Origin of the sequence: Bartonella henselae str. Houston-1 (assembly GCF_000046705.1) — a bacterium.
Taxonomy (GTDB): domain Bacteria; phylum Pseudomonadota; class Alphaproteobacteria; order Rhizobiales; family Rhizobiaceae; genus Bartonella; species Bartonella henselae.
Window position 1 is genome coordinate 282969 of record NC_005956.1, and the last position, 14313, is coordinate 297281.

The following is a 14313-nucleotide window of genomic DNA, read 5'->3' on the forward strand; positions in this document are numbered from 1 at the left end:
GGGATGGCATTTAATTTCATGAAAAAAGGAGAAGTTTACTCTTCTTTTTTCTTACGACGGCGCTTGTTTTCAGATTTATGTGTTTCCTCTGTGTATTTTTCTTGTTCTGCTTTTATCGAATCCTCACCAATAATTTCTTTACCGGTCTTTTGGTCGACGATTTTCATTGATAAGCGAACTTTACCACGCTCATCAAAACCCATTAATTTAACCCAAACTTTATCGCCTTCTTTAACAACATCTGTTGTTTTTGTGACACGTTCTGTTGTAAGTTGAGAGATATGCACAAGCCCATCACGTGAGCCAAAAAAGTTTACAAATGCACCGAATTCTGCAGTTTTTACAACTGTTCCTTGATAAATAACGCCAACTTCAGGTTCATCAACAATCGAATGAATCCAGCGTTTTGCTGCTTCAATAGTTTTGGCATCGGCAGAAGCAATTCTAATGGTTCCATCATCTTCGATATTGATTTTTGCTCCAGTTTGTTCAACGATTTCTCGAATAACTTTACCGCCAGTACCGATAACATCGCGAATTTTATCAACAGCAATGTTCATAACTTCGATGCGTGGAGAAAATTCACTGAGTTCAGCACGTGCACTGGTTAAAGCTTTGGCCATTTCATTAAGGATATGGATTCGACCACCTTTGGCTTGTTCAAGCGCGATTTTCATAATCTCTTCGGTAATACCATCAATTTTGATATCCATTTGCAAGGCGGTAATACCATTTGCTGTTCCGGCTACTTTAAAATCCATGTCTCCAAGATGATCTTCATCTCCTAAGATATCAGAGAGCACAGCAAAACGTTCACCTTCTTTAATCAAGCCCATGGCAATACCTGCAACGGGACGTGCCAGAGGAACACCGGCATCCATGAGAGCAAGGGAAGTTCCGCAAACTGTTGCCATGGAAGAAGATCCATTGGATTCAGTGATTTCTGAAACAGCACGAATGGTGTAAGGAAAGGATTCCTTACTTGGCAACATAGGATGAATGGCACGCCACGCCAGTTTACCATGCCCGATTTCGCGGCGACCAGGAGAGCCAAGACGTCCTGTTTCACCCACTGAAAATGGTGGAAAATTATAATGAAGGAGGAATGTTTCCTTATACATACCCGTTAAAGAATCGATATATTGTTCATCTTCACCGGTTCCTAGTGTTGCAACGACAATTGCTTGTGTTTCTCCACGGGTAAAGAGTGCCGATCCGTGTGTTCGGGGTAAAATACCAACCTCCGATTGGATGGGACGTACTGTTGAAAGGTCGCGTCCATCAATACGCTTTTTCGTATCAAGAATATTTGAGCGAACAATTTTTGCTTGCAACTGTTTGAAAACGGTTGCAATTTGATCTACACTAAATTTACAGTCTTCTTCTGTTTCTGGCATAAATTTATTGATGATTTCTGTTTTAAGTGCATCAAGTGCAGCGTAACGTTCCTGTTTATCGGTAATTGTATAGGCTTTTCGTATATCCTTTTCGGCCATTTCCAGCATAGCTGTTTCGAGATCAGAGAGATCTTCGGGAACAAAATCGCGTGGATCTTTTGCAGCAACTTCGGCAAGTTTGATAATAGCATCAAGAATAGGTTGAAGACCTTTGTGTCCAAACATAACGGCACCCAACATGATGTCTTCAGGCAATTCTTGAGCTTCTGATTCAACCATCAATACAGCATTTTCTGTTCCGGCAACAACGAGATCGAGTTTTGATTCGGACATTTCATCGATATGGGGATTGAGAATATATTGTCCGTTACAATAGCCAACACGAGCTCCGGCAATGGGGCCCATGAAAGGAACACCTGACAGAGTTAATGCAGCAGAAGATGCAATCATTGCGAGAATATCTGGGTTATTTTCAAGATCATGCTGTATAACAGATACAATGACTTGTGTATCATTTTTATAACCGTCAGCGAAGAGGGGGCGAATCGGACGATCAATTAAACGTGAAATTAAAGTTTCATTTTCACTTGGTCGGCTTTCACGTTTTAAATAACCACCGGGGATTCTACCAACAGCATAGGATTTTTCTTGATAATTAACGGTGAGTGGAAAAAAGTCTTGGTCTGGTTTGGGGCTTTTTGCTGATACCACGGTTGCTAAGACAATAGTTTCACCGTAGGTAGCAATGACTGCGCCATCAGCTTGACGCGCTATTTTCCCTGTCTCAAGGGTTAGTGGCCTGCCTGCCCATTCAATTTCTATCTTGTGTGTTTTGAACATTTTTTATCCTTAATGACCAGTGTTCACATTTTTAGTGGTCACATTCTGGTTTTGAGTAGCATATTTTAAAGCTATGGGCAGGATAACAAGACACTTCTGTCTTTTCGCGAGAAGAGAGGAATAAATCGCAATTTAAAACGCGAAGCAACTAGCAATCCTGCCTCATGATGATTATTCATTAGTTTTTAAAGCTTTCAACTGAAAGCAGAAAGCCGAAAAAAATGGGTGGATTTTTGTAGAAAAACCATTCACCCATTTTTGTTTTAGCGGCGCAAACCTAACTTCTTGATAAGTGTCTGATAACGATTTTGGTCAATTCCTTTAAGGTAATCAAGTAAGCGACGGCGTTGAGACACCATTTTCAAAAGACCGCGACGAGAATGGTTATCCTTTTTGTGAAATTTAAAATGATTAGTCAAGTTAGCAATACGTTCAGAAAGTACAGCGACCTGCACTTCTGGTGATCCTGTATCACCGACTTTATTGGCATATTCTGCGACAATAGCTTTTTTACGTTCAGCTGTAATCGACATCGTCTTATCCTTTCAAAAAATGAATAAACAAAAGTCACCCATAGCCGAGATGTCGTTCAGCAAGGGTCTGTGAGAAAACAAGAAGAGTCAAAGACTTCTTATTTATCGTAACATTTATATAGGAAAGAAGGTCAAAATACTAGTCCTTCAAAGCATTTTGAAACTCTTTTTAAATAAAGGCTTTTGTTTTGAAAGATTGATTTTTATACTGTTTTATGAAAAATTTTTAAAGAATTATGCATCCTTTTGAGACAAAGATTCCTGCTTAACAGAATGTATATTGTAAAAAAAAAGCGATAGAATACCGATTTGGAGGCAAAAGATGCAGAGCATTTCAACATTCAAACTTTTTCGTAATTCGGTATTTCGAAATTTGTGGTCATCCACTCTCATTTCTAATTTAGGGGGGCTCATACAGGCTGTAGGAGCAGGGTGGTTAATGGCATTGATTAGTTCTTCGCATTCTATGGTAGGGCTTGTTCAAAGCGCTACAACATTGCCTCTTGTTATGTTTTCTTTGATGGCAGGAGCATTAGCAGACAATTTTAATCGTCGTCAAATTATGTTGTACGCACAGATTATGATGATGATTATATCAATGATTTTGGCTATTTTATCCTCTATGAGCTTTCTAACACCTTGGCTTTTATTATGTTTTACATTTTTGATTGGGTGTGGAACTGCTTTTTATAATCCCTCTTGGCAAGCAACAATAGGAGACATTGTGAGCAGGGAAAATATTCCTGCTGCTGTGAGTTTAAACAGTGTTGGCTTTAATTTAATGCGTAGTGTAGGTCCTGCTATTGGGGGAGCTATCATTGCAACTTTAGGTGTGGCTGCAGCTTTTTTGTTTAATGCAATAAGTTACATTCCTTTAATTGGTACTTTGTTTTTTTGGAAACCGATCTATGAAAACAACACGTTACCACGAGAAAGACTTTTTGGAGCTGTCTCAGATGGTTTACGTTATGTTGCAATGTCACCTAATCTTCTCAGTATTATGGTCAGGGCGTTTCTGTTTGGTATTGGAGCGATTTCGATTTTGGCACTTTTGCCAATTGTTGTGCATAAAATTCTTGGGGGAAGCGCATTTCTTTATGGGACATTACTTGGTTGTTTTGGTCTTGGAGCTATGACAGCTGGTATTATTAATGCATCTGTACGAAATTATTTTCGTTTAGAGACAATTATTGCAAGTGCGTTTATTGGTTTTTCTTTTTCCTGCTTTTTTTTAGCAATGAGCCGTTCACTGATTATAAGCCATATTGCTTTATTTCCTGCAGGCTTATGTTGGGTGTTAGCGTTATCACTCTTTAATACATCTGTACAACTTTCTACACCTCGTTGGGTTGTTGCACGTGTTTTAGCACTTTATCAAACAGCTTCTTATGGTGGGATGGCTATTGGAAGCATGATTTGGGGCGTTTTAGCTGATGGTTATTCTCCAACAATTGCTTTAAGTATTTGTTCTCTCTTCTTGATTTTTGGAGCACTTGCGGGGATAAAATTTAGAATTCAGGAAATTCCTCGGATAGATCTAGATCCGCTTGATCATTTTAGAGAACCAGAGCTTTTACTCGATCTAAAAGCAAGGAGTGGTCCAATCATGATTATGATCGATTATCAAATTCATGAAGATGATCTAGAAGAATTTCTCAAAGTGATGACACGTCGCCGCCATATTCGTTTACGTGATGGTGCTCGCCAATGGGTTCTCTTACGCGATCTTGAAAGGCCCCAATATTGGAGAGAAGCGTATCATATGCCAACATGGGTAGATTATTTGCGCCATAATCACCGCCGCATAAAAGCAGATGCAGAGGTCAATAAACTCTTGCGTCGCTTAAATCGTGCTCCTGACGGTATAAGAGTACACCGCATGATTGAGCGGCAAACGATACCAAATGTCAGTGAAATGCATTTAAAGTCCTCTGCGGATCAGTTACCTTAATGATAAGAGAGCTAGAACAGTTTTTTGAAACTGTAAAATATGTATGATACTATTTTTATAGATGAATTTGTTGGAATGAACAGAACAGCAGAAGTTTTAGATGTTTTAATGAACACTTTATGTTGTTGATAATTTGAGGACAGCTTTTTATTGAAAAAACAGTTGGAGAGCTCATCAGCATTGCGATTTTTTTTTAGGCTCAAACCTGAGTTTTCATTCTACAAAATCTTTTTAACGAGAGAGCATATGGCATATATCCAAATGATCAAAGAGACGATTTAAAACGACAAAGACAAATTCTTGTGCTTTATTTTCAAGCTAGAGTCAGAATTATGAGTATATCACAGATTTTAGGCTCTGATATGAATTATCGTGAAAAGGTAAGTTTAAAACAGTGAAAAGAGCTTTCTTCCCTTTATTAATATGAAAAGTATTTTTCTGTAAGAAATTGCTGTGAGAAAAAGCGGATTAAATTGTGAAAAGACGCTTTGGCTTGAATTGGTTTTTTTCAAGAGCGCCTATAGCAAGAAGTTGGTCTTGATACAGGACACAAACCTCATCTTCATCAAGAGGTACATCGTGATGATATAGGAGCACTGTATTGCCTTTCATAACTTGCTGTGCTTGAGTTTGGCTAAGGGTATAATGAGAGAGACATTCTAGTGCAGAAATCGTTTCAATTAAGAGTTCGTCAAGTTTTATGAAATTTCTTTCAAAAGGAGCATCCTTTTCATTTTTTGCACTTTTATCTAGTTCAACTGCTTTGAGTTCATCCCATGTGATGAGATCATTTTCACAAAAAGGTGCGACTGCAATACGTCTTAAATCAGCAATATGCGCATAACAACCAAGATCACGTCCCATATCGCGTGCTAAGGAGCGCACATAGGTTCCTTTTCCACAGGTGATTTCAAAGATAGAATGATCTTTGGTTATCATTTCTATTAATTTGAAAGTTTCTATTTCCACTTGACGTGGTGGGATTTCAACGACTTCACCTTCACGTGCTAGATCATAGGCTCGATTACCGGCAATTTTAATTGCCGAAAATTGTGGGGGTGTTTGCAAAATAACACCTGTATATTGAGGAAGAAGAGCAAGTATCTCTTCTCGTGTTGGACGTTTAGAAGATGTGTGCGTTATTTCACCCTCTAAATCATCTGTTGAACGCTCTTCTCCCCAAGCGATGTGAAAACGGTAGGTTTTTGTACCTTGCATCACGTAGGGAACGGTTTTGGTTGCTTCCCCCAATGCAATTGGCAGGAGACCAGAAGCAAGGGGATCAAGCGTGCCGGCGTGTCCTACTTTTTGCGCATGAAAGAGGTATTTAATTTGTGAGACAGCTTCTGTTGATCTCATACCTTTTGGTTTATCAAGTATAATCCAACCAGAAACAGGACGGCCTTTTTTTTTGCTTTGCCGTGCCATATCTTTAATCTCCAACTTTATCGTTATGGTGAAGATCGCGTGCTACTTCAGGTGAGCGCAGGAGAGCATCTATTTTTGAAAAATTATCAAAACTGTTATCAAGTCGAAAACGCAGTTCAGGCATGTATTTCATTTGTCGCAATGAATGACTTATTTCTCCACGGATAAAACGGCTATGTTTATTGAGAGCATTCACAACATCAGCACGAGAAGCGTTATGAACAGTACTGAGTGGAGAAACAAAGCAAATGGCAATTTTTAAATCTGGCGACATGCGCACTTCAACGACAGAAATCACCATATTTTTCAAGAGATTGTCAAGTAAAATACCTTGCTGCAGTATATGAGCTACCGCATGGCGTACTTGTTCTCCTACTCTTAGTTGCCGTTGTGATGGCTCTGCATTTTTCATCGAAGTTTTACCTCGTTAAAATTCCTCTTTTCTCGATCCAATTAAAGCATAAAAAAAAAGAATAGAGGCATTGAGCGTAAATCGGATAACTTTTCCCATTTTATAAAGAGTAAAGCCATTGGATTATTTTATAATGTGCGATTAATATGTTCGATGTGGAAGGTTTCAATGATATCTCCAGTACGTATGTCTTCATAGTTTTCAAATGCTATTCCACATTCTTGACCACTTTGTACTTCATTAACTTCATCCTTAAAGCGTTTGAGTGTTTTAAGTTTTCCTTCATGAATAACGATGTTATCGCGGATAAGGCGTACACCAGCTCCTCGTTCTATTTTACCTTCTGTAACGAGGCATCCAGCAACTTTTCCGATTTTTGTAATATTAAAGACTTCCAAAATTTCAGCATTACCAAGGAAAGTTTCACGCTGTTCTGGTGAACGCAATCCTGACATGGCAGCTTTAATATCATCAACAAGATCATAGATGATATTATAATAGCGAATTTCGATTCCTTGTGTTTTGGCACAATCACGTGCTTGTTTATTAGCTCTAACATTAAAACCAATCACAGCCGAATGAGAAGCTTCAGCAAGAGAAATATCACTTTCAGTGATTCCTCCAGCAGCAGAATGCACAATGCGTGCACGCACTTCTTCATTTCCTAGTTTTTCTAATGCTGAAGCGATTGCTTCAATTGACCCTTGCACATCTCCTTTAATAATAAGAGGAAATTCTTTAACACCAGTGGTTTGCAATTTGCTCATCATCTGTTCAAGAGAACCGCGAGAACCAGTTTGGCGAGCAACAGCTTTATCACGTGCTAATCGTTGGCGGTATTCAGCAATTTCGCGTGCTTTTGCTTCATGAGTGACAACAGCAAAACGGTCACCAGCTTGTGGTGTTCCTTGCATGCCCAAAATCTCGATGGGTGTAGAGGGAACAGCTTCTTTGACATGACGACCATGGTCGTCAATCAAAGCACGTACACGCCCCCATTCATTGCCAGCAACGATAATATCAGAAGGATGCAATGTTCCTTTTTGAACAAGCACCGTTGCAACAGATCCACGTCCTCGATCCAGTTTCGCTTCAATGACAACACCTTCAGCGGTTCGTTGGGGATCAGCCTTCAAATCAAGAATTTCAGCTTGAAGAAGAATAGCTTCGAGAAGTTTATCGAGATTTTGACCAGTTTTAGCAGAAACTTCAACTTCCAAAGTTTCTCCGCCCATTGTTTCAACAAACACTTCGTGGTGCAGAAGTTCTGTACGCACTTTTTGCGCATTTGCAGTTGGTTTATCAATTTTGTTAATGGCAACAATAATGGGTACCCCAGCAGCTTTTGCGTGATTGATTGATTCAATTGTTTGCGGCATAACACTATCATCAGCGGCAACAACCAGAACAGCGATGTCGGTAACACGAGCTCCACGAGCACGCATAGCTGTGAAGGCAGCGTGTCCAGGTGTATCAATAAAGGTAATTTTTTGCCCGTTTTTCTCCACTTGGTAAGCACCAATATGCTGTGTAATTCCTCCTGCTTCACCAGAAACGACATTCGCTTTTCGAATAGCATCAAGAAGAGAAGTTTTTCCATGGTCGACATGGCCCATAATTGTTACAACAGGTGGGCGTAGCTGCATTTTTTGAGGATTATCAGCTATATTAAAGATACCTTCTTCTACGTCAGATTCTAAAACACGTTTAACAGTGTGGCCGAATTCAACGGCGATGAGCTCGGCAACATCAGCATCAATCACATCGCCAGGTTTCATCATTTGTCCCTGTTTCATAAGAAACTTAATCACATCAACGGAGCGTTCAGTCATACGTTGTGCAAGTTCTTGAATGGTAATGGTTTCAGGAAGAATAACTTCGCGAGAAATTTTTTCTTTTGGTTCTTGGTTTTGCGCACGTTTAAATTTTTCCTGCCTGCGGCGCATTGCAGCCATGGAGCGCCCACGTGCACTTCCTTCTTCGTCCAATGCACTATTAAGAGTAATCTTTCCACGACGTTTTTCATCGGCTCCTTTTAAAACTTTGGGTGCACGCACTTCTGACTTAGCAAGGTTAGTGCGTCGGCTATTTCGATCATCCTCTTTGGTTTCATCTGCTTTGCGTTTTTCAATTACAGTTGTATTTTTAGGCGTGATAGGGATATTTATCGGTTCTATTTGGGATTGAGCAGGGGAAAGAGATGGAGTTTGTGTCTGTAGCGTAGGTTCTTCCTCTTCTTGAGGTGTTTCATCTATTTCAGTTTTTTGAATAGTTTGCCGCAAACTTTCTTCACGCTCTTTTGCACGTCTTGCTTCTTCTTCGGCTTGTTCACGTATTATTCTTTCTTGAATATGTGCTTCTTCTAACGCACGAAGTCTTGCTTCTATTTCAGCTGATGAAAGATTACTTTTAGCCGTAGGTTCATTGGGTTTAGCATCTTCGAATCGTGGTCTAGAGCGTTGGGGAGCCACATGTGGTTTCGTAATTGGCTGTGGTGTTTCAGCTTTTTCATCAGTCCGCGTAATTTTGCGCCGCTTGGTTTCGACGACGACAGCCTTTGTACGGCCATGGCTAAAATTTTGTTTGACCGTGCTTGTTTCCAGGACGGACCTCTTTAGGGTCAGTGTCCTCTTGACTGTTATTTTGTCGTTATTATTTTCACTCATTGTATTTCCTTCACGGCTTGTGCCGTCATCTCACCAGGCTTACTGTGCTTGTCATCACGATAGGCAATTAGTTTGTTTATCGTTTTAAGAAATCCTTCTGCGGCTTTCATGTTCAATAAGGCAGCATGCATTACAGGATTAGCTCCAAAAGCCACACGCATTTCATAACTTGTAAATAAAGATGTAGTTTTTATGTCCTGATTTGTTTTTTGCTGTATTGTATGGATGGCTTGTGAAATTTTCTGTTTCCCATTTTCTGTAGCTTCTCTAGCATGAAGGACAAAAATCACTTGACCAGAGCGAATAGCTGCATCAACTTTGGTTGCCCCCATAACAACGGCGCCTGCTTTTCGCGCTATGGAAAGGCTGCCAAGAGCAGCTTTTAGTAAAAGTGTATCTACAATATGGGCAAGATTTGAGGCGACTTCGACATCTGTTTTAAAACTTTTGTTAAAAGCTTTTTTTCTGATTGCTTCTTCAATGGCAGAGCGGCGGGATGATACCCAGACGCCACGCCCAGGTAAATTTGATTTAAGATCAGGGACAATTTGATTATTGGGACCAATAACAAAACGGATCAGCGCTTTTGCTGAAGCATTTTTTCTTGTCACAATACAGGTCCGTTCATTCATTTAAAATGCATCCACATTGAAATTATTTATTTTTCATTTTCTGCAGAATTTTCTGTAACAAGGTCAGCTTGATTTATCCAGCCTGCTTGCACACGTGCAGCTAAAACCATAGCTTCAGCATCAGCGCGTGTAATATCGAATGGAGTCAGGATACCAGAAAAATTCTGTGTTTGACCTTCCTTACGTTCTCTCCAGCCAGCCAAATCATCGACTGCATAGCCTGCAAAATCTTCCATTGTTTTGACACCATCTTCACCAATAGCAACCAACATAGCACTTGTCATTCCAGGAAGCATTCGCAGTTCATCACAAACACCGAGTTTTTTACGTTTTTCATCAAGTTCTTTTTCTTTGCGTTCTAAATATTCCTGTGCACGGTTTTGGATTTCAGCAGCAGTTTCATGATCAAAACCATCAATAGAAGCGATTTCTTCAAGATCAATATAAGCGATTTCCTCAATGGAAGAAAAGCCTTCTGATGCCATAACCTGCCCGATCATTTCGTCGACATCTAAAGATTCCATAAACAGTTTGCTGCGTTCAGTAAATTCTTTTTGACGGTTTTCAGATTCTTCTTGCTCCGTTAAGATATCAATATTCCATCCTGTTAGTTGGGAAGCTAAACGGACATTTTGTCCACGCCGACCAATAGCAAGGCTAAGCTGGTCATCAGGCACAATAACTTCAATACGTTCAGCATCTTCATCGAGGACGACTTTAGAAACTTCGGCGGGTTGTAGTGCATTGACGATAAATGTTGCAGCATCAGGTGACCAAGGAATAATATCAATTTTTTCGCCTTGTAATTCTGCAACAACAGCTTGTACACGACTTCCTCGCATTCCAACGCATGCTCCAACGGGATCAATCGAGCCATCGCGTGAGACAACCGCAATTTTAGCACGTGAACCTGGATCGCGGGCAACGGATTTGATTTCTATAATACCATCATAAATTTCTGGCACTTCCATGGTAAAAAGTTTTACCATAAACTGGGGATGTGTGCGTGAAAGGAAAATTTGCGGACCGCGTGGTTCGCGATGCACATCGTGAACAAAGGCGCGAATACGATCTCCATAGCGGAAAGATTCACGTGGAATTAATTCATCACGACGCACAATAGCTTCACCGCGTCCTAGATCAACGATAACATTGCCATATTCGACACGTTTTACCGTACCGGAAATAATTTCACCAATTTTATTTTTAAATTCTTCATATTGTTGTTCACGCTCTGCATCGCGTACTTTTTGTACAATAACTTGTTTAGCAGATTGCGCAGCGATGCGTCCAAAATCCATGGGGGGTAAAAGATCGGCGAAAAAATCACCCACTTTAGCATCCGCTTGACGTTTGAGTGCATCAGATAAAGTAATTTCACTTGTATAGTCTTCAATGATATCAACAATTTTAAGGAGACGCTGTAATTTAATTTCACCTGTTTTTGAATTGATCTCAGCACGGATGTTGGTTTCTTGACCATAACGAGAACGCGCCGCTTTCTGAATAGCATCGGCCATCGCAGAAATGACAATTTCACGGTCAATCGACTTTTCACGTGCAACAGCATCTGCAATTTGCAGAATTTCAAGCCTGTTAGCGCTTGTAGCCATCGATTTTCTCCTTCTTTGTACCACACGATGGGCATTGATCCCAGTGATATTAATTCTTGTAATTTCGTTCCTGTTTTGAGAGTTTTTGATTATCTTCTGAGATAAATTGTTGGCTTAAATCTTTATTTTTTTTCAACGCATCGCGAATAAGTTCATCGGTAAGCACCAAATGCGCATCGATGATGTCATCAAAAGGAATAGAAATATACATGGATTCTCCATAAGCGGCTTTATCGGTATTTAAAGTAAATCCATCTTGCGTAATATTTGTAAGCGTTCCACGAAATTTTCGACGCCCCTCAAGTATTATTTTGGTTTCAATTTTCGCAATATGCCCTTGCCAATGAAAAAAATCAGATTTTCTTACCAATGGACGATCAATTCCAGGAGATGAAATTTCTAAATGATACTTGCGTTCAATAACATTTTGTACATCAAGAAGGGGTGAAACAGTTCGACTAACAGTTTCACAATCTTCTACGGTCATAGAGCCATCAGGGCGTTCTACCATAATCTGAAGCGTTAAACCATTGAGCCCAAGAAGTTTTACGCGAACCAAACGAAAACCTAAAGGTTTGAGCAATGGCATAACAAAAGCAGCAATATGTGCTTCAACGCCGTTTTCTTCAAACAGACGCGGCTCATCAATATCGCTTATTCTTTCAGTTTTGCTCATACACTTTATCCAAGTCAGTTTCATTAGTTTTATGACATAAAAAAGAGCGGGTCCAGACGGCCCACTCTTCATCATAAGACCAAGAATTTAACCATTGATACTCTTAAATTAAAAATTTTTCAAGTTTTTTTATAAGAAGAGCGTTTCATCATCTATTTCTTGATAAAAGTAAGATAAGTAGGTGCTCGTCCTTCGCGTAAAGCTTTTGCTTCATAACGAGTGCCTGACCATAGCGTATAAGGTGTTTTCCAATCCTTAGGATTTTTTGCTTCCCATTCAAAACTGTGATGGTTTGAACAATGGTAAAGGGTCCAGTTTACATAACTTTCTATATCGCTGGCAAAGCGGAATTTTTTTCCTGTTTTAAGAACGCGAGCAAAACGATTAAGATTTTTCATGTTGATAAAGCGTCTTTTCCAATGCTTTTTTTTAGGCCATGGATCAGGATAGAAGAGGTCTATTCCATCAAGTGATGCATTTGGGAGCCAATCAAGGAGGCCTGTGGCATCATCATTATAAAGGCGAAGTTGATTTTGATACTGTTTATGTTCTTCAAGAGACATTAACATTTTTGCCATGCCATTGATAAAGGGCTCGATTCCGATAAAACCGGTTTGTGGAAAATGTTTCATTTCATGGAGCAAATGTTCGCCTCCACCAAAGCCAATTTCAAGACGAACTTCTTTTACTTTTCTGGAAAATAAGGACGTTAAGTTTAGGGGTACAGAGTTATTTAAGTTAATGTCCAGAGTTGGAAAAAGCTTTTTTATAAGTACAAGCTGACTGTTCCGTAGCCGTTTTCCTTTTCGACGACCAAAAAAGGCCTTACCTGTACGTATATTATGATCAATCATGGTACCTTAATCATTTTTTGAAGCGTTTTAATGAGATCAGTTTTTTCCCATGAAAATGAACCATCACGTTTTGGTTTGCGTCCAAAATGACCATAAGCGGCTGTTTTTGTATAAATCGGTTTGTTGAGATCTAAATGTTTCCGGATTCCTGTCGGTGAAAGATCCATTATTTTCCGGATTACTGCTTCGATAATACTTTCATCGACTTTTCCTGTTCCATGGAAATTAATATAAATGGATAAGGGTTGTGCAACGCCGATTGCATAGGAGAGTTGAATAGTGCATCGTTCTGCTAAGTCAGCTGCAACAATATTCTTAGCCAGATAGCGTGCAGCATAAGCTGCAGAACGATCAACTTTTGTTGTATCTTTGCCTGAAAAAGCTCCTCCACCATGGGGGGCTGCACCTCCATAAGTGTCAACGATAATTTTACGTCCTGTCAGTCCAGCATCACATTGGGGGCCACCGATAACAAATTTTCCTGTTGGGTTAATATACCAACTGCATTGATCGGAAATAGGAATATCATGCAAAGCTTGATGGATATAAGGCTCAACCACTGTGCGGACTTTATGGGAATCCCAACTTTCATCTAAATGCTGTGTAGAAAGAACGATGGATGTTACTTCTATAGGCTTTCCATTCTTGTACCGTATTGTTATTTGACTTTTTGCATCTGGCCCTAATTTTCCAGTTTCTCCTTCTCCTTTATGACGCGCTTCAGCAAGAAGTTTGAGAATTTTATGTGCATAATAAATTGGCGCGGGCATGAGATCTGGTGTTTCACGACAAGCATATCCGAACATGATGCCCTGATCACCTGCTCCTTCTTCATCATGCCGATCCCTAGCATTATCAACCCCCCGTGCAATGTCAACTGATTGTGGGCGCAAAAGAACATCAATTTTAACGGTTTTCCAATGAAAGCCTACTTGTTCATAACCAATTGCACGAATAGCACGACGTGCTACTGCACGAAAACGTGCAGGATTAATGCGTGGTAAACCAGTTTCATCGTAGATAAATTCCCTATTTTTATCTCTTTTTAAGAGTGTATCAGGAACACGTACCTCACCAGCAATAACAACGCGGTTGATACTTACTAAGGTTTCGCAAGCGATGCGTACTAACCATGGATCAGTACCAGTTTTTTGAGCTTCTTTATAGATCATATCAACGATCTCATCAGAAATACGATCGCAAATTTTGTCAGGATGTCCCTCCGATACTGATTCACTTGTAAAAAGATAATCTTGATGCGACATAGGAACTCCTTAAACAAAGAAAACCAACTCTATATTAAAATTGCCC

The 14313-nt window shown here is 39.8% G+C and carries 11 protein-coding genes; 1 reads left to right on the forward strand and 10 read right to left on the reverse strand.

Features of this window, described 5'->3' with window-relative positions:
- Nucleotides 1–35: 35 nt before the first annotated feature.
- Complete coding sequence (gene pnp, locus AYT27_RS01080; RefSeq protein WP_011180161.1) at nt 36–2237, reverse strand: polyribonucleotide nucleotidyltransferase; 2202 nt, start codon at nt 2235–2237, stop codon at nt 36–38.
- Nucleotides 2238–2500: 263 nt separating this feature from the next.
- On the reverse strand, nt 2501–2770 hold the full coding sequence (gene rpsO / locus AYT27_RS01085) for a 30S ribosomal protein S15 (RefSeq protein WP_011180162.1): 270 nt from the start codon (nt 2768–2770) through the stop codon (nt 2501–2503).
- Between the two features lie 322 nt (nt 2771–3092).
- Between rpsO and AYT27_RS01090 the strand changes: the two genes are divergently transcribed.
- Complete coding sequence (locus AYT27_RS01090) at nt 3093–4721, forward strand: MFS transporter (protein WP_011180163.1); 1629 nt, start codon at nt 3093–3095, stop codon at nt 4719–4721.
- 468 nt (nt 4722–5189) lie between these two features.
- On the opposite strand, the gene truB is transcribed toward AYT27_RS01090, so the two are convergent.
- The 8 genes from truB to metK form a co-directional block, all read right to left on the reverse strand.
- Complete coding sequence (truB, locus tag AYT27_RS01095) at nt 5190–6149, reverse strand: tRNA pseudouridine(55) synthase TruB (protein ID WP_011180164.1); 960 nt, start codon at nt 6147–6149, stop codon at nt 5190–5192.
- Nucleotides 6150–6153: 4 nt separating this feature from the next.
- Entirely contained in the window at nt 6154–6561 is a 408-nt protein-coding gene (gene rbfA / locus AYT27_RS01100; protein ID WP_011180165.1) for a 30S ribosome-binding factor RbfA, read from the reverse strand.
- A gap of 128 nt (nt 6562–6689) precedes the next feature.
- Nucleotides 6690–9227 (reverse strand): translation initiation factor IF-2, encoded by a 2538-nt coding sequence (infB, locus tag AYT27_RS01105; RefSeq protein WP_011180166.1) that lies wholly within the window; start codon nt 9225–9227, stop codon nt 6690–6692.
- Complete coding sequence (locus AYT27_RS01110) at nt 9224–9859, reverse strand: RNA-binding protein (RefSeq protein WP_011180167.1); 636 nt, start codon at nt 9857–9859, stop codon at nt 9224–9226. Before AYT27_RS01110 ends, infB begins: the two co-directional genes overlap by 4 nt.
- 26 nt (nt 9860–9885) lie before the next feature.
- A complete protein-coding gene (nusA, locus tag AYT27_RS01115; protein WP_011180168.1) occupies nt 9886–11472 on the reverse strand; it encodes a transcription termination factor NusA in 1587 nt (528 codons plus the stop codon).
- 49 nt (nt 11473–11521) lie between these two features.
- Nucleotides 11522–12172, reverse strand: a complete 651-nt coding sequence (gene rimP / locus AYT27_RS01120; protein WP_011180169.1) for a ribosome maturation factor RimP — start codon at nt 12170–12172, stop codon at nt 11522–11524.
- A 128-nt stretch (nt 12173–12300) separates the two neighbouring features.
- Nucleotides 12301–13002: a tRNA (guanine(46)-N(7))-methyltransferase TrmB gene (locus tag AYT27_RS01125; protein ID WP_011180170.1), complete on the reverse strand. Its 702-nt coding sequence runs from the start codon at nt 13000–13002 to the stop codon at nt 12301–12303.
- On the reverse strand, nt 12999–14267 hold the full coding sequence (metK, locus tag AYT27_RS01130) for a methionine adenosyltransferase (protein ID WP_011180171.1): 1269 nt from the start codon (nt 14265–14267) through the stop codon (nt 12999–13001). Before metK ends, AYT27_RS01125 begins: the two co-directional genes overlap by 4 nt.
- Nucleotides 14268–14313: the final 46 nt, after the last annotated feature.